The sequence below is a fragment of the Methylobacter marinus A45 genome (assembly GCF_000383855.1).
GTDB lineage: Bacteria > Pseudomonadota > Gammaproteobacteria > Methylococcales > Methylomonadaceae > Methylobacter > Methylobacter marinus.
This window is the reverse complement of the sequence record NZ_KB912877.1, coordinates 1,157,630-1,179,392: the sequence shown is the minus strand read 5'-3', so window position 1 is coordinate 1,179,392 and position 21,763 is coordinate 1,157,630. Positions and strand designations below refer to the sequence as shown.

Below are 21,763 nucleotides of genomic sequence, written 5' to 3'. Positions count from 1 at the left end.
CATGACAACCGCTCCCGAAACCTTCCGCTACCGGCTGGCAAGTCCCGCAGGCAGCGTTTTTCCCGGCGCGCATCCGGGGCAGATGGTCAGCAGCGGCCAGCTGTTCAAACGCCATGAACCGCTGATCGCGGCGCCCGACCCCCGGCGCATTGATCTGCGCGCCAGCGTGCTGGACCCGTTCGGCAGCTATCAGGTGCGCGTCTACCAGCAGAAAAGCACGCTCGATGTCTACCTGATCGCCGATCTGTCCGCGTCGATGTCGTTTTCCGGCAGCCTGAACAAACAACAAATCCTGATCGATTTTCTATTGTCGGCCGCCAGCTCGGCTTTCAGTTACGGCGACAGCTTCGGTTTTATCGGTTGCGGACGACAGCTGGAACAGCGCTGGTTGCTGCCGGGCTGCCGGCAAATGGGACGCGTCCGGGCGCTGGCGAAAAATCTGGAAAATCATGTCCTGGCACAAGGCTGCGAAAGCCTGCCGCAAACGGCGCGATTGCTGCCCGCGAGCCGGGCGCTGGTGTTTCTGCTGTCCGATTTTCATTTCGGCACGGACCGGCTCAAAACACTCATGCACGGACTCAGTAGGCACGACGTGATCCCGCTGGTGCTGTGGGACAGCGCCGAATATCTCGATCTCCCGCCCTGGGGGCTGATCAGATTCCAGGACATGGAAAACGGCGCGACGCGCACCCTGTTCATGCGCCCGGCGCTAAAGCAGAAAATCGTCCGCGCCTTCGAGCAGCGCCGACGGCAGCTGCAGCAGGCATTCCGCGCCTTCGGGGCCGAGCCTTTGTTTATCGACGGGCGCTACAAGGCCGAACACATCGATCATTATTTTCAACAGAGGGCCGCATGAGAACCCTATTGACCGGCATCCTGCTGGCGCTGGCGCTGCTCGGCTGTTCGGACAGGCCGGCCGTCAGCGATGTTGAACTGCTCACGCCGCGCCCGTTCGGCTATGTCATCGGCGACGAGATACAACACCGCATCCGGGTCGAAACCCGCAACGGGGTCAAGCTGCAAGCCGGCAGCCTGCCCCGGCAGGGAGCGCTCAACCGCTGGCTGAATCTCAATGACATCAAGGTCGAAGAAAGCCGGGCCGGCGGCGGTTTCCGTTATACGATCGACCTGACCTATCAGGTCTTCTATGCACCCAATGAAGTCAAAATGCTGACCATTCCGGGCTTCAACCTCGTGCTCGGACAAGGCGACAAGACCGCCGAACAGGCCGTGCCAGCCTGGCCTTTTACCCTGTCGCCCCTGCGCGAGCTGGCGGTAAGGCTGGACGACACCGGCGAATACAAGCGCCCCGACGCCATGCCGCCCGCGCTGCGGACCGACGGCCCGGTGCTGGGCCTGCTCGTCGCCGGGCTGATCGCAGTGGCTAGCGGGGCTGGTCTGGCTTATCTGTACGGCTATCTGCCGGGCCTGCCGCGGCGCAGCATTTTCAAGCGCGCCGGCGGAAAACTGGCGCGCCTGTCCGGACAGGAACTGGAGCAGGGCCTGACGGTGTTCCATGAAGCCCTGAACGCGCTCAATCGCCAGCCGCTGTTCAAGCACAAGCTGGCCGGCTTCTACCGGCAGCATCCGCAGTACCGGCAACTCGGCGACCAGCTGGACTGGTTCTTCAACTGTTCAAACCGTTATTTCTTCGCCGGCGAGGCCGAACCCGGTCCGGAAGCCCTGGGCCGGCTGAGAAAGCTCTGCGCGGCCTGCCGCGAGATCGAACGGGGCAGCCGATGAATTTTGCCGTGGAGACGCCGTGGGTCCTGGCGGGCCTGCTGTTCATGCTGTGGCCTCTGTTCGATGACGGGGTGCGGCACAGCCCTTATCCGTGGCTGGATATACTGCCGCCCGATGCATTTTCCACCGGGCTGACCGTTTTGTTGCGCATACTCGGCATGGCGACGATCGCGGCGCTGGTGCTGGGCCTGGCCGGCCTGCACCGGACCGAGCAAAGCATCGAACGCATCGGCCACGGCGCCAACATCGTCCTGCTGCTGGACCGCAGCAACAGCATGGACAACACCTTCGCCGGCAGGACGCCGGACAGCGAGGAGGAATCCAAGGCCGCGGCGGCCCGGCGCCTGCTGACCGAATTTGTCGCCGGGCGCCCGCACGATATGCTCGGCATCGCCGAATACAGCACTTCGCCGCTGTTCGTGCTGCCGCTGACGGAAAACAAAGAGGCGATCCAGGCAGCCATCAACGCCACAGTCGTGCCCGCGCTCGCCTATACCAATATCAGCAAAGGCCTGGCCATGGCCATGTCCTTTTTCAATAACCGGGAACTGACCGGCTCGCGCATCGTGCTGCTGGTGTCCGACGGGGCGGCGGCCATCGATCCGGACAGCGAACTGCAGCTTCGGCAATGGTTCAAGCAGCAGCAGATCCGTCTGTACTGGATTTTTCTGCGCACGGCCAACAGCCCCGGCATTTACGAGCTGCCGACGGATTCGCGCAACGACAATGCCGATGCCATGCCGGAACGCTATCTGCACAAGTTTTTCACCAGCCTGAACATTCCCTATCAGGCTTATGAGGCGGAAAGCCCGGATGCCATGCACAAAGCCATTGCCGACATCGACCGGCTGGAACATCTGCCCCGGCATTACCGCGAACGCATCCCCAGACAGGACTTGTCGGCGCTCTGCTATCAGTGGGCCGCCGGGCTGATGCTGGTGCTGCTGGCTTTGAAACTGTGTGAGGTAAGAAGGTGACAAGAACCTTGAGGAACGCCGCGTTGTGGGGCGTATTGCTGGCGAGCAGCTTCGCCGTTGTTTATGAACTGTGGGCGCTGTACCGGATCGACCGCGAGAACGCCTGGATGCAGCAGCTGGCTTCGGGCCATGATATCGATATCGGCAAACTGGTCGGCGCGGAACCGGAAGTCAGACTGGCGAGGGCGGTTTACTTCAAGAACAAGCACCGTTACGACGAGGCCCTGGCGACGCTGAGCCTGATCATGGATGCGGGCGACCGTGCGCTGCAGGCCAAAATCCGCTACAACCTCGGCAACGTCTATCTGGAGCAGGCGGTCGAACAGGCCGAAGCCAAACATTTCAATGAAGCCCTGCCGCTGGCGGGGCTGGCGAAGCAGGCCTACCGGCAGGCGCTGGCGCTGGACAGCCGGTTCTGGGACGCCAAATACAACCTCGAGGTCGCCATGCGCCTGCTGCCGGAAATGGACCGCATCGACCTCAAGGACGACAGTCCCGACAACCGCAAATCGAAGCCGTGGACGACCGTGCCGGGCTTTCCCAGAGGCCTGCCTTGATGAGCTTTTCCGGCGTACACAAGGATTACCGCTTCTGGTGCCTGGTCCTGGCGCTGGCCGCCATGCTGGCGCTGTTCGTGCATCCCCGGGAGCGGCAGAAGCGTCCGGTCTATAACCTGGCCTTCATCGTCGATATTTCCCGCAGCATGAACGCGCAGGACTATCGGCTGGATGGCAGCCCCGTCAGCCGCCTGCATTACGTCAAACAGACGCTGCGCGAGTTGCTGCCGAAACTGCCGTGCCAGTCGAAAGTCGGCCTGGGCATATTTACCGAGCGGCGCTCGACCCTGCTGTTCGAGCCGATCGAAGTCTGCTCGGGCTTCGCCGAGTTGGACGCCGCCATCGCCGAACTGGACTGGCGCATGGCCTGGGCGGCGGACAGCCGGATCGCCGGCGGCCTGCTCAGCGCGCTGGAAATCCTGCGGAACGGCGATTCCGAAGTGGTGTTCGTGACCGATGGACAGGAAGCCCCGCCCGTCAATCCGCGCTATCGCACCGATTTTTCCGCGATCAAGGGCAAGCTGGACGGCATGATCCTCGGCGTCGGCGGCCTGCAGCCCGTGCCCATCCCGAAATTCAACGCCAAAGGCGAAGCCGCCGGGTTCTACAGCGCCGAGGATGTGCCGCACCGTTCCTCGTTCGGCGAATCCAACCTCAATCCCGAGGAAATCGAAGGCTACGACGCCCGCAACGCGCCGTTCGGTCGGGAGGCGGCGACGGGCAGCGAACATCTGGCCTCCCTGCGCGAGCCGTATCTGCAGCAGCTGGCGACGGAAACGGGCCTGCGCTATCACCGGCTGACCGATACCGAGGCCTTGAACGAGGCCCTGCAAACGCCCGAGTTCGCCGTGCAGAAACCGGTGGACGCCGATGTGCGCTGGAAAGCGGCCGTCGCGGCGCTGGCGCTGCTGTTGCCGATTTACGGCGGCTTGCTGAAACGATACTTAAACAGAGCAATAAACAGAGTTTGACTATGCAGAACTTAAAGAAGACCCCGCCCTTTTCATCGCGCGTGCTGCTGTTCGCCGCAGCCTTGGCAAGCAGTCCGGCCTGTTTTTCAGCAGCGCAAAAAGAAGACATCCCCAATCTGGTCGGCATCTGGACCGGAGAAAACAACACCTATTCAGAGCAAAAAGGCAATTCAAGCTGGACCAAGACGGTCGAGATTGACGAGCAGCAAGGGCGCCTGTTCAAAGGACATTTCGCTTTTGCCGGGGGGACCAAGCGCTTTTTCGGGGTGGTTTTTCCTGACAACGCCTCGTTTGCCTGGGTGGGTGCGGACAGCAAGGGCTACAATCATGGCCGTATTTTCAGCCAGGATCATGTCAGCGCCTGTTATGTCGAGTCCGGTGAGGAAGCCACTGTCGGCTGTGCCGATCTGGTGAGGAAAAAGCCCTGAAGCTTCAAGCGGGACGGGGTTTTCAACCGCGGCCCTAACCCACATATTTCATGGAACCACAGAGAACACGAAGAACACGAAGAACACGAAGAACACGAAGAAAATCATGGCGTTATCATTTATCACCGATAACTTCATAAGCTCATCATGAAATATTTCTAAGTATTTGAATTGAAAAGCCTTCTTGTCCTTCGTGTCCTTCGTGGTGAAATATTCAGGCTAACATTTCCGCAATGTTTGAGCCTGGATGCTCCCGTTAATCAAGGCTGCGCGTTTCGGACGGGCGACATTGCCCCGTCTCGTACTTCACAGGCCGATAAGGTCGTCCAGCGTGTCGTATTCATAGTGCGTCTTGTAATCGAGCATTTGCCTGGGCGTCACTGTCTCGTCGAACACATTGTAGAGAGCATCATCAATGCGATGAAACTGAAGTGAGTCTGGCGCGTCCATATCAGGAACGTATGAAGATGCAGGATGCCTTTCCTGCCATGCGGCCCAGATGCGGTCCACGTTACAGTGGTGGAGGAAGAAAACCGGGTCATTGGGTGACGAAGACAATTGCATATCGCCTCCGACCCATACATGGACGCTATTATGTGTGCTGGCCGCCCCAATCCAGCCCTCGAGATAATTCCTTGTCCCGCTTGCGGATGATGAGTTAAATGGCATTTGGTCATACGCCACCTGATTCCTGATGAACGTACGCACCTGGGTTCGGGTGGGAAGCCTGCCGCTAGCGCCAAGGTTGCGTTGCAGCTGTTGATTCACTACCTGCAGATTACCGGTGACCGGGTTCATCGCCAGACGGACCCGCCAATTTCCGCCAACGAACTGTCCCAGATTCTCATTGGCCCAGATTGATGATGTGTTTGGGTTTGTCAATTGAGCGTCGGCATTCCAGTCCCAATAGGGGATTCGAAAGTCCGCATCATCTACCGCCTGTTGTAAAAATCTTTCCAGGGCAATAAGAAAGTAACGATGCCACGGCAGGAACGCCGGTCCGGAATGTGCGGCGTTCCGATCGGTCTGGCCGGGAGGTGTCATTAGCATCATCGATTGATGGTGCCAGAAAACAAAAACATCATAGAGGGATAGGTTAGGCTGGCCCGGCCATGGAAACTGCTCAGGGTCTTTGAGCCGATTGACGCCTTCGATAAACTGCCGTGCCGCAGTGGCATTACTGAGAAAGTTGTGGCGGATCATGAGTGCCTCCCGTGCCCGTGTTCCTGATCTTTATTGCCGGCCTTGCTACCGACATCGGGGAACGAATCAGGGTAAAAGTCGATGACAGCCTTCATGAGATCGATGGCCGAAGCGTAGGTGACAAATGGTGTGGCGTGAGTGTATACGCGGCCATCTTCATCTACTGAAAAATGAGAGCGGACCGGCTGCCCGTCCACTTCCACCTGGTAAGTGGTGGTTATCTTGACTTTATGCCCGTCGTGGGAGAATTCGCGGATGGCGGTAGCTTCGTGCCCGGTATGTGGAGAAATATACGATGGAAACTGTTCCTTCACCCAGTCGGGATGCGAGTTAATTTCATCGGTTGGCGAGTAGCGGGCCAGAACTGATGTATCGAATTTGCCAATCGCTTTCTTGCGCTTTTTGGATTTCGCTTTCGGCTTTGCGGCTTTGGAAGAATCAGTCTTTTTGGTCATGATGAATCCCCATATCGGGAGAAAATTAAGCCTGGCTAGCTCTATTTCAAAGTTTCATACTTTTGGTCTTTAATAACAATAAAATTACAATTAAAAATCGTAATAAATAATCAAGTTCATACATTGCGGCCATATCAAAATACGATTTGCAACTATCGGCGGTATTTCCTCCGGCAAAGGCAAGCGGGCTACGTTGTTTTTTTAAGGATTCATCGAAGTTTTTGTATGATGCTGACAGCGCTTTATTGATAATGAAATGTCCTCGAGTAACTGTGTATTAGCGCATTGCCATGGCATCGCTCGCGATACGGTCGAGCGGCGCAGGGAAGAACTGCATGACCCGAGAATCCGCATTGAGTGCGGCGAACGGTCCATAGTCCGCCGCGAGCCGTTGGCGTTCTGTGTCGAATTCTATCGGCTCGGCCATGGGTTCCGATTCTCGCTCATGGTGATATAACGTAAAGCCATCCGGGCGCGGTTGCAATACGTTCGTTTTGTGATATGAAGATGCGCATTGTCTGGTTCCACGCTTTATTTCAGGAAGCATTCTTTATATACCGGACTGTTTCCATCAACAAATAAAAACCGGCAAATAATACAATTCCTAGACTTACAGGCACATCAAGCAGACAAGGAAAATCGCAGGGAGTGGGACAAGTTGATTGAAAAATGAAGCTCGATCCAATCAATATCAGGACAATCAGGTTGATTAGCCATCGCTGTAATAGAAATTTTGTCTGTATTTTTGTCCATACGAGAAAACAGGTAAGTATCACTAAAATATAGATATTCGGAAAATAGGATATCTCTTGAATACAACCCATTTTGTTTTACCTCTGTTATAGTTACTCACCTAATATTAGGACGAGAAGCATTTGACAATCTAACGTCAAAGTTCATTAGTACGCGTTAGCGCATCCAACCGGACAAGGCTCGCTTGCAGACAGGATGTTGGTGGTCATACAAAAGACGCATTGATCGCGATTGATGCGCTTTACTGCGTGCAGGACATCCTTTAATACAGCGACCATGGCAATAAAAGCGATTGCAATTAACCGGTGACATCGTTTGCTCCGTATTTTGCGTGAATATACTAAACTCTTTAAAACCTTGATATCTAAAAGAGACAAAATATGAGAGCCTTGATCTTTCTCTGCCTGATCCTGCCTTTGCAGGCCTTTTCCGATACCTCGCTGTGGCGCGTCAGCCGGGGCGATACGGAATTATTTATCGGCGGCACTGTGCATGTGCTCGGTAAAAGCGATTATCCCTTGCCGGAAGAATTCGGCCTGGCCTATGCCAAGGCTCGGATGCTGGTGCTGGAAACCGATCTGGATGCCCTGCACGAACCGGAAATTCAATCCCGGTTGCTCGGCAGACTGATGTATCCCGAAGGGCAGAGCCTGGAAAACAACCTAAAGTCCGCTACTTACAAGGCGTTGGAAGCGTATCTGAAAAAGTTGGATATGTCGGTTGCTTCCATTCAGCAATCTAAACCTGTCCTGGTGATGATGACCCTGATAATGACGGAATTGCAGCGTCTGGGACTGGCGGATGCCGGCGTGGATGCGTTTTTTAATCAGCAGGCTTTAACCGACGGCAAAAGCCTGGGGCAGTTGGAAAGCGTTTCCAAACAGATGGATGTGCTGGAGAATATGGCCAAAGGCCATGAAGATGAGCTGATCTTGAACACCCTCGACGAGTTAGAGCAGTTGCCCGTGCTGATGGATGACATGAAAAAGGCCTGGCGCAACGGCGATTTAACGCAGCTGGAAGCGCTGGGAATTACGCCCATGCGTAAAGACTATCCCGCCCTTTATCATATGCTGCTGGTGGAGCGTAACCTGAGCTGGCTGCCGCAGATTGAAGCGTTTCTGAATACGCCGGAAACGGAATTGATTTTAGTCGGCGCGCTGCATCTGGCCGGGGAAGACGGTCTGCTGGCGCAATTGCGTCAGCGTGGTTATAAGGTGGAGCCGTTTTGACGAGTATAACCATGTGGTACGGATTTACTTCTGGCCTCCAGAGGGTTATTCGTATAGTGCGAATAAATTCGCACCGACGGGATTGCCGAAACAACCACAAGGTCCATTTCCAATTCCGGAATGAACCGTAGGGGCGGACCTGCGTGTCCGCCCTGTGTCCGGTGCACGACAGGTTACCGGGAAACCATTGGCCGAGGGGGAACCGTTGGGCAAGGGTGAACACATAGGTTCGCCCCTACAGTTTACCCGGCATATTAATATTGACTGAGCACTAGCCTACCTACCGTCCTGAAAAAATTCCAGAGCATAACGGCTTAGCCCGGATTGTTCGACGCCAGCCCGATCAATCCCTGAATGTATTCCAATGTTACGTCTTCATGGCGGGTCGCCAGATACATGGTCTTGGTCAACGGCAGGCCGTTGAAGCGCAGGCTGTCCAGCGACAGTCTGCCGGCTTTTTCCGTCAGCAGCCATTCCGGCAGCAGGCAGACGCCGCGCTGGCTGGCCGCCAGTTGCAGCATGATGTCGGTTTCCTCGACGGTGATGTGGTTCAACGGCTCAATGCCGGCGGGTTGCAACACTTTCCGGAACATGTCCAGGCGTTCCCGGTCAACCGGATAGGTCAGCACGGTTTCCTGCCGCAGGTCCGACGGCTCGATAAAGCCGCGTCCGGCCAGCCGGTGCCGGCTGGCGACGATGAGCACCAGTTCAAAATCGAACAGGGTCTGATAGTGCAGCGCGCCGTCGAAGGCGGGATCGGAGGTCAGGACCGCGTCCAGTTTGTAGTGCCGGATGGCTTCAAGGGAATTGAACCGGTAACGGGAGGTGACTTCGACCTCCAGTTCCGGCCAGGCCAGCAGATAGGGCTGGAGAATGGTGCGGAACCATTCGTAGCAGGCATGGCAGTCGATGCCGACAGTCAGTTTGCCGGTTTTTCCGGCGCCCAGCAGCGCAAGATGCTGTTCGGCGGAGTCAACGGTGGCGATGACCGATTCGGCGACCTCGGAAAGGTATTTTCCCGCCTGGGTCAGCACCAGCAGCCGGCCCTGCTTGCGCCACAGGACGACGCCCAGGCGCTGTTCCAGGTTCTTCATCTGATGGGACAGGGCCGACTGGGTCAGGTGCAGCTGTTCGGCGGCCGCGCTTAACGTGCCGCTCTGTTTCAGCGCCAGCAGGATGCGCAGATGAATCAGTTCCATTTATGAATTTTTCTCATGAAATAATGAGAAACTATCAATATTTATCATGTTAAGCAAGCCTTACAATGCGCTTGTCCCTTAATTCACGACGAGAGCAATAACAATGATAAGAACGCATAACCTGGGTTTTCCCCGCCTGGGAGAAAACCGTGAACTGAAATTCGCCCTGGAACGCTACTGGCGGGGCGAAATCGATCAGCCGGACCTGGACGGCATTGCCGCCGACATCCGGCAGCGCCACTGGCGGCTGCAAGCCGACTGCGGACTGGATCTTATCCCCGTCGGCGATTTTTCCTATTATGATCATGTGCTGGATACCAGCGTCATGCTCGGCGTCGTCCCGGAGCGTTTCGGGCCGGCGGCGCAACCGGTCGTCCCGGAGGCTTATTTCAGGATGGCGCGGGGTCGGGCCAGGGATGGACAGGCGTTTCGGGCCTGCGAAATGACCAAGTGGTTCGATACCAACTATCACTATCTGGTCCCGGAAGTGGCGCCGGACCAGTCGTTTGCCTTGTCCAGCACCAAACTGTTCGACGAGACGCGCGAACTGCAGGCGCTGGGCCATCAGCCGAAACCGGTGCTGCTGGGGCCGCTGACCTGGCTGTGGCTGGCAAAATCCGAGACCGATTTTAATAAGTTGGATTTGCTGGAGCGCCTGCTGCCGGTTTACGGCGAAATCCTGCTGCGGCTGGCCGGGCAGGGCGTGGAGTGGGTCCAAATTGACGAGCCTGCTCTGGTGCTGGATCTGCCCGTCGCCTGGAGCAGCGCCTTCGAAGCCGTTTATCATCGCCTGCAGAACAATGGCGTCAGGATTCTGCTGGCCACATATTTCGGCGAGCTGAACGCGCACGCCTCATTGGCCTGCAAGCTGCCGGTCGCGGGACTTCATATCGATCTGCTCAAAGGCAGCGGGCAACTGACGCACGTCCTCGACAATTTTGCCGATCACAAGGTGCTGTCGCTGGGGCTGGTCGACGGGCGCAATGTCTGGCGTACCGATCTGGATGCGGCCCTGGCGACCGTTGCCGGCGTGCGGGAGCGTTTCAAGGGCGAGCTCTGGCTGGCGCCTTCCTGTTCACTGCTGCACGTGCCGATCGATCTGGAACTCGAGACTGAGCTGGATCAGAAGGTTAAGCCCTGGCTGGCGTTTGCCCGGCAAAAGCTGACGGAACTGGCGGTATTGCGCCAGGCTCTCGAACAAGGGGCGGATGCCGCCGAGCCGGCATTATCGGCATCAAGAACCGCGGTCCGCGCACGTCGGGAAAGCGGCTTGCGGGATAATCAGGCGGTGCAGGCCCGGGTGGCGGCCATCGATGAAACCATGGACCGGAGGCAGAGCGGCTTTGCGGTACGACGGGAACAACAGCAGATCAGGCTCAAGCTCCCCCGCTATCCGACCACGACGATCGGATCATTCCCGCAGACGCCGGAGATCCGCAAGGTGCGCCACGATTTCAAACAGGGCCTGCTCAGCGAACAGGACTATATCCAGATGATGGAACAGCAGATCGAATACTGCATCCGGGAGCAGGATGAACTGGGCCTCGATGTGCTGGTACATGGCGAGCCGGAGCGCAACGACATGGTGGAGTACTTCGGCGAACAGCTGGCGGGTTTCCTGACCACTGCCCATGGCTGGGTGCAGTCCTACGGCACGCGCTGCGTCAAGCCGCCGATCATCTACGGTGACGTCAGCCGGCCTGCGCCCATGACCGTGCGCTGGATCAGTTATGCGCAAAGTAAAACCAATAAGCCGATGAAAGGCATGCTGACCGGCCCGGTCACGATTCTGAACTGGTCGTTCGTCCGCGATGATCAGCCCCGTTCAGTCACGGCCTATCAGCTGGCGCTGGCCTTGCGCGATGAAGTGCTGGATCTCGAACAGGCCGGCATTCCGGTGATCCAGATCGACGAGCCGGCCTTCCGGGAGGGGCTGCCGCTGCGCCAGGCGCAATGGACCGAGTATCTGGACTGGGCGGGGCGCGCTTTCCGCATCAGCGCCGGCGGCGCCCAGGACGCCACGCAGATTCACTCGCACATGTGCTATGCGGAATTCAATGACATCATCGAAGCCATTGCCGGACTGGATGCCGATGTGATCACCATCGAGGCGTCGCGTTCCAATATGGAACTGCTGGATGCGTTTATCGATTTCGATTATCCGAACGACATCGGGCCGGGCGTTTACGATATCCACAGTCCGAATGTCCCGACGACCGAAGCCATTGTCGCGCTGCTGAAAAGGGCCGGCGAACGGATCAGCCCCGAGAAGCTGTGGGTCAACCCGGATTGCGGCCTGAAAACGCGGCAGTGGGAGGAAGTCCGGAAAGCGCTGGGCAATATGGTCGAAGCGGCGAAAATATTGCGTTCTGCCGAGGCGGAAGGTTAGGGCGTCGGGGCGATCGGATTTATGCATTTCCTGGTTTCCACGGTCCTCCGTGGGAAACGATACCAAGTCAATCAAACAACAAGTATTGATTGACTAAAATGCTGTTGATACCGGCATGCGGATGCTAATCTACTCCTGATCACTTGCTATCAGGAGAATGCGATGAATATTGCCCGGCAACAATCTTCCGATCCCGTCCGGACGCGGCTGCTCAAGGCCGCACTGGAATGCTTTTTAGCCGACGAATACCATAAGGTCACTACCCGGCTGATAGCCGAAAAAGCCGATGCCAACATTTCCATGATCCGCTACTACTTCGGCAATAAGGAAGGTCTGTACGAGGAGATGATCCGAGATACGCTGAGCCCATTGCTGGATGTGCTGGACGGGCCGATGTTGTCGTCGATGGAAGGATTCTCAGCCTTCCTTCGTCTCTATTACGACACGATGACCGAACGGCCGGAATTTCCCAAACTGATCCTGAAAGTGCTGGCTTTGAACCAGGGGCCGGGGCGGCGTTTTATCCAACAACTGCTGGAACGCGGGCGCACGCGGGGCGCGAAAAAGGTCGCCGACTTGAAAATGCATGGACAGATCGCTCCGTCGGTGGATCCGGATGTCCTCAGGATGGCTTTCGTCAGTCTGGCCATGACGCCGATGCTGTTGAAAGATATTTTTGAGGAACAAATGGGCCACGCGTTGGATGCCGCTTTCCTTGAAGCGCTGGCCAATTTCAACGGCCGGCTTTTTACGGCGGGCCTTGCGCCGGCCGCGCATCTATAATTAGGAGGGACTTCCTTGTCGTTACAGAAAAATGCCGGCGCCGTTCGACGGTTTTCCGGCCTGATGAAATTCGCCGGCTGGCTGCAAAACATCCCGAACAAGATCACGCCGCAGCCGTTTCGCCTCATCCAGATCGGCTCGGCGTTCTGGCAGTCGCGGGCGCTTTACGTCGCCGCCCGGCTCGATATTGCCACGGTGCTGGGCAACGAGCACCTCACGGTCGATGAGATTGCCGCTCGCGTTGTTGCGGAGCCTGATGCCGTTTACCGGCTGCTCAGGCTGTTGGCGGCGCTGGGCGTGTTCGAGGAAGCGTCGCCCCGCGTGTTCCGCAACAATGGCCTGTCTGCCTATCTGCGCGAGGACAACCCGAAAAACGTGCGCGCGATGATTCTGATGCACAACTCGGAAGCGATGAGCCGGCCGTGGTACGAACAGCTGGAAAGGGGCGTGCGAAACGGTGAGGTGCCGTTCCAGCTAACGCATGGACAGGAAATGTTCGGCTATATGGATGCCCATCCCGAGTTCGATCGCTTATTCTCGCGGGCGATGGACAGCGTGGAAGCGCTGACCGGCGACAGCTTCGCGCGGGATTTCGACTGGGGACGGTTCGAGCGTGTCATCGATGTTGGCGGCTCGAACGGCAGTAAATCCCTTGCCATCCTGAAATATCACCCGCATCTGACTGCCCTGGTAGTGGACCGTGCTCAAGTTATCCGTGAAGCGGCGCAACACTGGATAGGGCGCGAGGAGCCGGCCCTGCTCGCCCGCCTGGAATTTCAGGCCGGCGATCTGCTCCAATCGGTTCCGGCGGCGGCCAGCGACAAGGACATTTACCTGCTCAGCGCCGTCCTGCACGGCTTCGATGACGATCATTGCGTCAAGGCTCTGTGCAATATCGTCAGCGCCTGCGCCGGAACGGGCGCCCTCATTGCCCTGATGGAACTGGTTCTGCCCGAATCGCGGGCCGATTTTGCCGGTGCCGCAGTCGACATGCAGATGTTTATGGCTAACCGCGGAAAGGAAAGGACGCTCGATGAATGGCAAAAGCTGTTCAACCGCTGCGGCCTGGTGCTGGAAGAACAGGTGAGCCTGCAATCGTTCGCGAAAATACTGGTGCTGCGGCCGGGGCAATGAAGGTCGTGTCCGTGCCTCTGGTTAAATCGCGCGCAAACATTTTATGAATCAAAAATTTAACCACAAGGACATGAAGCGCACGAAGTTTTAAGGTGTTGGTTAGGAGTGCGCATAAAATAACTTCCTCAAGTGCGCGGAGGAATTTCCGGTGTAGGTGCGGATTTATTCCATGCCTATTACTTAGGATTTGGTCATAAATAATTTCCCTGTTTAAACATAGGATGTGCCGACGACAGGAGGCGCATCGTTCGCGAGCGATGCGCTTCACTGCGCCGCCTAGAGCGCTTGCTTTGGGTCAGCACATCCTATGCAAGACTCTAATTTCAGGAAGTCATTTTTAGCCAAATCCTTAGTATCGCCAACTTTCACATTCCCGTATCTTTTTGATGACGGATTGATCTGGAGTTATGTGAATGCCGTGGTTGCGCGTGTCCGTTCTGGTCCGGTTTAAGGCTCCGATTCAGCCACTTGCCGCAGGCCACTAATGACTTCGGTGAAGCGATGCTTGAACTGCTGCAGGTCCTTCGGCTCAACGGATCGATTCTGCAATTGCTGGTGAAGTTTTACACAGCTGTCATTGACGCTGGAGATGGAGAGATTGGCGCAAATGCCTTTCAAGGCATGCAGCCAGGCTTCGGCACCGGCCCAGTTTTTTTGCGCCAGATAGTCTTCCAACAGGTTTTCCTTGCCCTGATAGCTGTTGTAGAACAGCTCGAGCAGTTTTTTGTATTTCTTTTCATCGTTATGCAGTCGCGACAGGCCGCTTTCGACGTCTATGCCGGGCAAGCGATAATTGGTGAGCGCCGGGTCGGCGCCGGCGGCGCTGTTGACTGCCGAGAATCTGGCCTGCCCCTTGCTGAGCTGGTGGAATATTTTCCTTAATTGTTCGATATCGATGGGTTTTGTCATAACGTCGTTCATGCCTGCCTGATAGCATTGACGGCGGTCGCTTTCGCCGGCAAAAGCCGTCATGCCGATGATCGGTAAAGATGTGAGCTGGAGTTGCTGGCGAATCCGCCGGGTTGCCTCGTAACCGTCCATTTCCGGCATTTGAATATCCATCAGCACCAGATCCACCTTTTCCTTTTGCAGGATTTCGATTGCTTCCCGGCCATTGACGGCTTCCAGAAACCGTTCCGCCTGGTCTTGAAGAATGTCCATGACCAGCAGCCGGTTAATGTGATAGTCGTCAACAATCAAAACGCAGGATAATTTAAGCAATTGGACCGGCGGTTCGGCTTGGGGCAATATCCGGGGGGCGTTTTCCTGTTGCCCCGAGACCAGATGCCGATAAAGCAGTACCCGATCGAAAACAGGGGTTTTCAGGTAGCCTACCGGGGTGTCGGTTTCGGAAAACTGCTTGATGGCTTGTTCGCCCAGCAGGTTGTCCATCAGCGAAATCGAGAGTCCCGATAACCGGGGTTCGGCTCTGATCAGGCGGACCAGTTTCAAGGCATCAATATCCGGCAAATTCCGACTGATCAGCAAATGGCGGTAGTGATGGCGCGTCAGCTGATTTAATGCGCCGTTGCCTGTTTCCGCACTGTCGGCTTTGCAGCCTAGCGATTGCAAGAGTCCAACCAGATGCGTCCGGCTCTGTTGACGGGGCTCGACGACCATGACGTCCGGCATGGGTACGGACCGGTCGATGGCAATGGCATTATCAGTTTCAGCTTCGGCCAGTACCGGTTTAAGCGGTAATGAAAATGAAAAGCGGCTGCCCTGTCCGGGGCGGCTCTCAGCATTCAGATTGCCGCCCATCAGGGTCACCAGTTTCTTGGAAATACTCAGTCCCAGTCCGGTGCCGCCGTATTTGCGTGTGGTCGATACGTCGCCCTGGCTGAAGACTTCGAAGATTCTGTCGAGTGTTTTTCGGTCCATGCCGATGCCGGTATCGCTGATGCTGAAGTTTATTTGCGGCGATGGGCCATTCTTATCGGGGGAGATGGACAAGCGCACTTGCCCTCTTTCGGTAAACTTTAACGCATTGGTCAGCAGGTTAATCAGCACCTGCTTTAACCGCAGTGAATCGGTCCAGATATGCCGGGGCACTGTTTCGGAGACGTCGATAATGAATTCAAGCTCTTTTTCGACAAACTTGGCGGTCAGCATTTGATTGATGCTGGTCAGGATTTCAAACAAATCGCAGTCTTGATAATCCAGTTCCATTTTATTGGCGTCAATGCGCGAGAAATCGAGTAAATCGTCGATCAGGGACAGCAGCAAATCGACCGATTCAAGCGCGCGCTTCAGTTGCTGTTGCTGATGGGGGGACTCCGATGCATTCAGTGCCAGACGGGTAAAGACCACAATCGCATTCATCGGGGTACGGATCTCATGACTCATATTGGCCAGGAACGCCGATTTGGCTCTGGACGACGCTTCAGCGGCTTCTTTGGCGTTTTCGAGTTGACGAGTCCGGTCATACACTAACTCCTGCAATTGCTCGCTATATTTTTTCAATTGCATTTGCGCCTGGTCGCGCGCCGATATCGCATAATGGATTTGCTCCAGCAATTTGTTAAAGGCATCCGACAGCCGTTCAATTTCGGCATAGCTTTTGTTCTCTACCCTCAATTCATAATTTTGCCCTTCGATAACGGTCCAGACGAAGTCGGCCAGCGATTCGATCGGTTTCGAGATGAGCTTTTGCAGGAGATAGGACAAGCACAAGGCCACAATCAGGGCGAGTATAATGACAATACCCACCACCAGCGCGGTGTGGGCCAGCAGATGCCGATAGCGCGAAAAGTCGGCATATAGAATCACGTGGCCGATTTTATTGGCTTGTGAGTAAATCGGCCGGGCATGGACAAGATAGCGCTCGGTTTCGCTGAAAATCGGGCTGTCGGTCAAAAACGCGTCAACGATCCGGGGCGCCTTCGACAAGTCGCTGTCGGGTCGCTGATAGCGTGCAAGGACCTGGTTTTCGTCGTTCAGCAATACGGCATAAATGACCTGGGGATCGTATTGCAGCGAAGCCAATGAGTTGCTGGCCTCGTCTTTGTCTTTAAACACGATGCTGGCCTTGGCATTGTCGGCAATGACGCCGGCCTGGATGGTCAGGCTGTTGGTCATGTCCTGCTTCAATTGCATCATTCTGAAGGTGATGAACAGCAGGCCCGCTATCAAGAGCACGATCGTGCTGGTCAGTACTATGATGAAAAAAAGTCGGTTTTTAATGGAGCGTTGGGTATGTATCATGGTTGTTGGGACAAATGTAATAATTGCGCTCTTAATTCCAAACCGGCCTCTTTGGCGGCTTGTTCATTGATAGCGAATCGAATCCTGTTGTCTTTATTGTAAAGAAATATCATACCGCCCTGACGATAGAAAGCCTCGGTTTCGCCGACAGTCAGGATCGGGTGGGAGGCGGCCGCTTGAAGAAAGGGGTGGGGCGATCGGATGTATTCGGGAAGATAAAGTAAATGGCAGGCCGATAAATCGTCACGCGGCTGTACCTCGGCCACTTCTATTTTATGCTGATTGATCGCTTTGCCGGCCAGGAGCGTTTCCAGGGATTCGGTAGTGCCTTGATCGCCGGCAATGCAAAAACGCATCGGTTCCGATCCGGTCGAGTTGAGGCTGGATGGCGGCCATTCGACAAACAGCGACAATCTGAAAAGGTAAGCCGCTTTAATCGTCAGCTCCCGTTGATCCATAGCCCAGCCTTGGCCCAACAGCAAAGCCAATAGCAAAACCGACTTCATAAGCAGCTGCATGATGCGCATATCGGTTTTATCGTTTCAACTTATCGGGTCGGAGGGAAAGAATGGACATCATCAATACTGGTAGGACAGCTTCAGCATGATTTCCCGGCTTGGTCCCGGCAAGGCGGGATGGCCGCCGTGGTATGGCTGGACGTATTCGAAGCGCTCGTTAAAAATATCATAAACGCCTAATCCGACCTCCAGTCCCTTGGTCAGCAGGTTTTGGTAGCGGAAATAGACGTTGGCGTTCCAGGACGGCGCGTGGTGCGTCAGGCGATCGCCTGTGTAGCCGTAGCGATCACTAACGAATACCAAGGTCGGATTAATGGAAAACGACGGCGTAATGGCGGCATGCGCGTTCAAGGTCACTTTGTGGGTGGGAAAGCCGACATTCAGCCGGTCATGTATCTGGCCTTGGGCATCGATGATTTTATATTTGTCCGCCGTGTTGCGGGTCGACTGATAATAAGAATAATCCAGCTTCAAATAACCCCAGCCATTAGCGTTATAAAGCAAGCCGGTTTCGATACCCCGGGTATTCTGGCCGGCGGCGTTGATGTAAAAATCGTCATCATTCTCATCAATCTGATACAGGATGATATTTTTGCTGCGGATATCGAACAGGTTGATGGTTAAATCCAGGTTGTCGAACAATTGATAGCCGAACTCGATTTCGGCTGTGTAGGTTCTCTCAGGATTGACCTGGCCGATTTGTTCCGCCGCCGGCCGGCCAAGATTGTATTCCGCGTTTTTTTGATAATTGCCGCCGGTCGGTATGCGGAAAGCCTGGCTGTACAGGGCCTTGAAGTGGAAGCGGCCGAAATCCTTGGTCAGGGCAAAGCGCGGGGCCAGGTTGGTGCCGTATTCATTGTAGGCGTCGAAGCGCAATCCGGCCAGCATGGTAACCCAGGGAAAGGCGTAGCTGGCCTCGGCGTAGGCGGTGTAATCGCTGAAGGTCGGCAAAGGCGTTTTCAGACCGCCCGCGCCGGTCTCGCGGAGGTCGAATTTATTGAAAGCGAAACTGTTGCCCAGCACCAGATAGTTGCCTTTTTCCGACGCCAGCGTGGTTTTGGCGTCGAACTTGTAAAAATCGACGAACACTTGCTCGCGCAATAACGGCGGTTGTCCGTCTAAATGCTTTCGGGTCCGCTCCCAGGGGTTCTGGTGGGAAAACTGGGCGTTGAGATCCAATTGTATGGCTTCGGTAAAATCATGCTGGAAGTTCAAATTGGCCGCGTATGTTGTAAAGCGGTTGGCCAGGTACCGGCCCGGTTCGCTCATTGTGGCGGCAAAACCGTCGCGGCTGTTGACGCTGTAATCATCCGCGAGAAAGCGCAGGCCAATCTCCTTGTATTTAACGCCCAGGTTGATCATTCTTGAATCGAGTTCGTTTTGGTCGGCCATGTCAAAGCTTTGCCCTACCGCGTCCTGATAGATCCTATCGCTTCGATGGGCTCGACCGTATTTGCCGGATAGGCTGATTTCCCAGTCTTCCCATTTTTTTCCGGCGACCAGTTCCGCGTTTTTCCGGGCTTCGCCGCGCTCATAGCGGCCATACTGTCCGCTCACTTTGATGCCGTTTATCTGGGCCGCGCTTTTGCTGATGATATTGATCACGCCCATTTCCGCGAAATTACCGTGAATAATGGAGCCGGGGCCGCGAATGATTTCGATGCGGTCAATTTGTTCCGTTGAAAAATGATTGCCGAACTGGGTCGTGCCAAACCGATGTTCATTTAAATTAATACCGTCGACAAAAACCGCTACCTTGCCTTCATGCGCCTGAATGCCGCGAATGCCCAGGCCCACGACATTGGAGGTGTCGACACCGAAACTGAAACCGGGCACCAGTTGCAGCACGTCGATCAGGTCCCGGGCACCCATGTTGCGGATTTCCTGGCCCGAGATCACGGTCACAATGCCGGCGGCCTGGCTGGTGCAGGTCGCCTTCTGGTTGGCGGATAAAAAAACCGGCACCTCGGCCAGTTCCGATAAATCCAGGTCGACAATATCGGTTTCGGAAATCGTATCGCAGGACAATGGGGCCGAAGCGAAAGCGCACTCGCACGGAATTGTAAGCGCGAATAAACCGCCCGCCAGATTTTTTATTATTTTACGTTTCATCGCTTATATGCCTCAAAACGAGGAATAGCTGTTGAGTTTCTTCAAGCGTTGATCAGTCTTGGATTAATCAACTCCTAACAAACGCGGCAATTGCCTGGTCAGTTCCGATCCGGAGGCGTGTCGCTCCGGAACGATATCCATTGTTTCTGTTGTATTAACTTCATGGAGAATGCCGTTATTTCCATATCAGGCCAGCGTCAGCCCATCGCAATGAAGCGTTTTTCATCCTGTCTTCATAACTGGGAACGTGAATTTTACAGCTCTCGCAACTGACTTGTCTTTCCGTCCTTCTCAGGCCTTGCCTACAGGGATGTAGGCAAGGGGCGTGAGCAAGGAGCGGAAGCTTTGCGCAAACAGCTACTCAGCTTGCCATGCGTTTGTTTCCGCGCCCTGAACATGAACAGAAATCCTGCATCAATCGCGGGGCTTGTTTCATTCCCGTGCCTAAGAGGCCGTAAAGCGAAATTGATATGCGGGATCGGTCAAAAAGTGCACTTTACCAAGTTCATGGCTCATTAGCTACTGTAAGGTTGAATCAGTTTTGATAATGAGCACTGTGCAAGCTCGGCGGTCGAAAGATCGTCGGTTCAAAGTTGCTGTGCTATTGTCTGGCGCGCTTCTAAAAGGCGCCCGCCGACAGGCGGGAATGACGCAATTTGGGCGGGGCTGACGATATCCGTTAGCCCTGTTTGCCGGACGATAGAGTATCCGCCTTGTTAAGGGCGGCGCCCATGTTCAGGTCGTGCGCCTGACAATCTAAAAGGGAAGAGGCGATGATGCCGGCTTGAAGACTACGGCTCGTTGCCGTCCGACTGCAGCAGGCTTTGCCACTGGGTATGGGAAAAAGCCAAACCCCGGTCGGAAAAATAGTCCGCGGCATTGTCCACCGCATCCTGTAACAAAGCCGACACATAAAGTTCGGCCTGTTCCGAATGCAACATTTTCTCCGGTACGGCAGACTCGATATAGAGCACGCCCTCGGTACTGGAAAAACGCGTCATGCGCATGCCTTTAAAATCGGGTTTGTGCGTTTTGCCCGGCAGCAGCAGCGTCAGGTCAACAGCCATTCCTCCATTATTTTCCAATGTCTTGCGCGCTTTTGCCAGACGCAGCGCCATCGTCATAATTGCCTTGTCGATGGCGCTGCCTTCCAGTTCCCGGCTGCCGATCACCGCGTTTAGATAGATACTCATCCGGTACTCCTACAGGTTGATCTGAATTTAATCGTTTGGTAGGAGCATAACTAGCAAGTTGAGTGCCATGGCCGGAAAGCCGGCAGCCCATACGAGACAGACCCTGTATGCGGGTTGCCGGCCGGCTGTAAGCACAAGGCGCAAGCCGTGCAGGAACCGGCGCTTTCGGTAGTTATTCGTCTTTACCTTTTAAATTGCCCGCATGCAGGCCGCATTCTTTTTTGGCCCCCGATTCCCACCACCAGCGGCCGGTTCGTTCGTGCTGGTTGGGCAGGATGGGGCGCGTGCAGGGCTCGCAGCCGATACTGACGAAGCCTTTCTCGTGCAGTTCATTGTAGGGCACCTGCCAGGCTTCTATGTAATCCCACACCTGTGCCGACGTCCAGTTGGCCAGCGGGTTGAATTTAACCAGTGTGTGTTCCGGCGTGGAGAGCGCGGTATCGATTTGCACTTCGGGAATGGCTTGCCTCGTATCGGGGCTCTGGTCCTTGCGCTGGCCGGTAATCCAGGCATCCAGATGCGCGAGTTTGCGTTTTAAGGGCTCCACTTTGCGGATGCCGCAGCATTCCTGATGGCCGTCTTCGTAGAAGCTGAACAGGCCCTTGCTTTTGACGAAGCGGTCCAGTATGTCCCGGTCCGGGGTCAACAGCTCAATGTCGATCTGGTAATGCTTTCTGACTTTCTCGATGAAACGGTAGGTTTCAGGATGCAGGCGGCCGGTATCGAGCGAGAAAACCGGTATGTCCGGCCTGATCTTGACGGCCATGTCGATCAGCACGACATCTTCGGCGCCGCTGAAGGAAATGGCAATGTTGTCGAACAGCTCCAGGGCTTTTTTGAGGATAGCGCGCGGGTTTTTCTGCGCCAGCTCGGTTTGTAAGGTCTCGATATTGAATGCGGTCATGTTGGTCG

At 55.5% G+C, this 21,763-nt stretch carries 19 protein-coding genes; 10 read left to right on the top strand and 9 right to left on the bottom strand.

The window, feature by feature from the left end:
• The first annotated feature begins 1 nt into the window (after position 1).
• Genes METMA_RS0105300 through METMA_RS0105275 form a run of 6 tightly spaced genes read left to right on the top strand, consistent with a single transcriptional unit; the run spans position 2 to position 4,676 of the window.
• A complete protein-coding gene (locus METMA_RS0105300) occupies positions 2-856 on the top strand; it encodes a DUF58 domain-containing protein (protein ID WP_020158032.1) in 855 nt (284 codons plus the stop codon).
• The gene (locus METMA_RS0105295) at positions 853-1,743 is read left to right on the top strand and encodes a hypothetical protein (RefSeq protein ID WP_020158031.1); all 891 of its coding nucleotides are present in this window, start codon (positions 853-855) and stop codon (positions 1,741-1,743) included. The genes METMA_RS0105300 and METMA_RS0105295 overlap by 4 nt, the downstream gene beginning before the upstream one ends.
• Positions 1,740-2,720 (top strand): vWA domain-containing protein, encoded by a 981-nt coding sequence (locus tag METMA_RS0105290; RefSeq protein ID WP_020158030.1) that lies wholly within the window; start codon positions 1,740-1,742, stop codon positions 2,718-2,720. The genes METMA_RS0105295 and METMA_RS0105290 overlap by 4 nt, the downstream gene beginning before the upstream one ends.
• Positions 2,717-3,277, top strand: a complete 561-nt coding sequence (locus tag METMA_RS0105285) for an MxaK protein (RefSeq protein ID WP_027147059.1) — start codon at positions 2,717-2,719, stop codon at positions 3,275-3,277. Before METMA_RS0105290 ends, METMA_RS0105285 begins: the two co-directional genes overlap by 4 nt.
• Complete coding sequence (locus METMA_RS0105280) at positions 3,277-4,248, top strand: vWA domain-containing protein (protein ID WP_020158028.1); 972 nt, start codon at positions 3,277-3,279, stop codon at positions 4,246-4,248. The genes METMA_RS0105285 and METMA_RS0105280 overlap by 1 nt, the downstream gene beginning before the upstream one ends.
• Before the next feature lie 2 nt (positions 4,249-4,250).
• The gene (locus METMA_RS0105275) at positions 4,251-4,676 is read left to right on the top strand and encodes a hypothetical protein (RefSeq protein WP_020158027.1); all 426 of its coding nucleotides are present in this window, start codon (positions 4,251-4,253) and stop codon (positions 4,674-4,676) included.
• A gap of 306 nt (positions 4,677-4,982) precedes the next feature.
• Here the strand turns inward: METMA_RS0105275 and METMA_RS0105270 are convergent, their stop codons facing one another.
• The 3 genes from METMA_RS0105270 to METMA_RS26905 all read right to left on the bottom strand — a co-directional run bounded on the left by METMA_RS0105270 (position 4,983) and on the right by METMA_RS26905 (position 6,761).
• Positions 4,983-5,879 carry a tyrosinase family protein gene (locus METMA_RS0105270; protein WP_020158026.1) on the bottom strand — a complete coding sequence of 299 codons (897 nt, stop codon included), beginning with the start codon at positions 5,877-5,879 and terminating at the stop codon, positions 4,983-4,985.
• Positions 5,876-6,334, bottom strand: a complete 459-nt coding sequence (locus METMA_RS23995) for a hypothetical protein (protein ID WP_020158025.1) — start codon at positions 6,332-6,334, stop codon at positions 5,876-5,878. The genes METMA_RS0105270 and METMA_RS23995 overlap by 4 nt, the downstream gene beginning before the upstream one ends.
• 277 nt (positions 6,335-6,611) lie before the next feature.
• Complete coding sequence (locus METMA_RS26905; protein ID WP_020158024.1) at positions 6,612-6,761, bottom strand: hypothetical protein; 150 nt, start codon at positions 6,759-6,761, stop codon at positions 6,612-6,614.
• Between the two features lie 706 nt (positions 6,762-7,467).
• On the opposite strand from METMA_RS26905, the gene METMA_RS0105255 reads away from it, so the two are divergent.
• The gene (locus METMA_RS0105255; RefSeq protein ID WP_020158023.1) at positions 7,468-8,319 is read left to right on the top strand and encodes a TraB/GumN family protein; all 852 of its coding nucleotides are present in this window, start codon (positions 7,468-7,470) and stop codon (positions 8,317-8,319) included.
• Between the two features lie 314 nt (positions 8,320-8,633).
• Here METMA_RS0105255 and METMA_RS0105250 read toward each other — a convergent pair whose 3' ends face one another.
• Positions 8,634-9,518 (bottom strand): LysR substrate-binding domain-containing protein, encoded by an 885-nt coding sequence (locus METMA_RS0105250; RefSeq protein WP_020158022.1) that lies wholly within the window; start codon positions 9,516-9,518, stop codon positions 8,634-8,636.
• A 103-nt stretch (positions 9,519-9,621) separates the two neighbouring features.
• On the opposite strand from METMA_RS0105250, the gene metE reads away from it, so the two are divergent.
• The 3 genes from metE (at position 9,622) to METMA_RS0105235 (ending at position 13,824) form a co-directional block, all read left to right on the top strand.
• The gene (gene metE / locus METMA_RS0105245) at positions 9,622-11,907 is read left to right on the top strand and encodes a 5-methyltetrahydropteroyltriglutamate--homocysteine S-methyltransferase (RefSeq protein WP_020158021.1); all 2,286 of its coding nucleotides are present in this window, start codon (positions 9,622-9,624) and stop codon (positions 11,905-11,907) included.
• 162 nt (positions 11,908-12,069) lie between these two features.
• Positions 12,070-12,690 carry a TetR/AcrR family transcriptional regulator gene (locus METMA_RS0105240; RefSeq protein WP_020158020.1) on the top strand — a complete coding sequence of 207 codons (621 nt, stop codon included), beginning with the start codon at positions 12,070-12,072 and terminating at the stop codon, positions 12,688-12,690.
• Between the two features lie 15 nt (positions 12,691-12,705).
• Positions 12,706-13,824, top strand: coding sequence for a methyltransferase (locus METMA_RS0105235; RefSeq protein ID WP_020158019.1), 1,119 nt, complete (start codon positions 12,706-12,708; stop codon positions 13,822-13,824).
• Between the two features lie 447 nt (positions 13,825-14,271).
• Here the strand turns inward: METMA_RS0105235 and METMA_RS0105230 are convergent, their stop codons facing one another.
• The 5 genes from METMA_RS0105230 to METMA_RS0105210 form a co-directional block, all read right to left on the bottom strand.
• Positions 14,272-17,028 (bottom strand): response regulator, encoded by a 2,757-nt coding sequence (locus METMA_RS0105230; RefSeq protein WP_020158018.1) that lies wholly within the window; start codon positions 17,026-17,028, stop codon positions 14,272-14,274.
• The gene (locus tag METMA_RS0105225) at positions 17,025-17,534 is read right to left on the bottom strand and encodes a YfiR family protein (protein ID WP_198014464.1); all 510 of its coding nucleotides are present in this window, start codon (positions 17,532-17,534) and stop codon (positions 17,025-17,027) included. Before METMA_RS0105225 ends, METMA_RS0105230 begins: the two co-directional genes overlap by 4 nt.
• A 72-nt stretch (positions 17,535-17,606) precedes the next feature.
• Positions 17,607-19,658, bottom strand: a complete 2,052-nt coding sequence (locus METMA_RS0105220) for a TonB-dependent receptor plug domain-containing protein (protein ID WP_020158016.1) — start codon at positions 19,656-19,658, stop codon at positions 17,607-17,609.
• A 791-nt stretch (positions 19,659-20,449) separates the two neighbouring features.
• A complete protein-coding gene (locus METMA_RS0105215; RefSeq protein ID WP_020158015.1) occupies positions 20,450-20,851 on the bottom strand; it encodes a hypothetical protein in 402 nt (133 codons plus the stop codon).
• A gap of 172 nt (positions 20,852-21,023) precedes the next feature.
• The gene (locus tag METMA_RS0105210; RefSeq protein ID WP_020158014.1) at positions 21,024-21,755 is read right to left on the bottom strand and encodes a phosphoadenylyl-sulfate reductase; all 732 of its coding nucleotides are present in this window, start codon (positions 21,753-21,755) and stop codon (positions 21,024-21,026) included.
• Positions 21,756-21,763 lie beyond the last annotated feature (8 nt).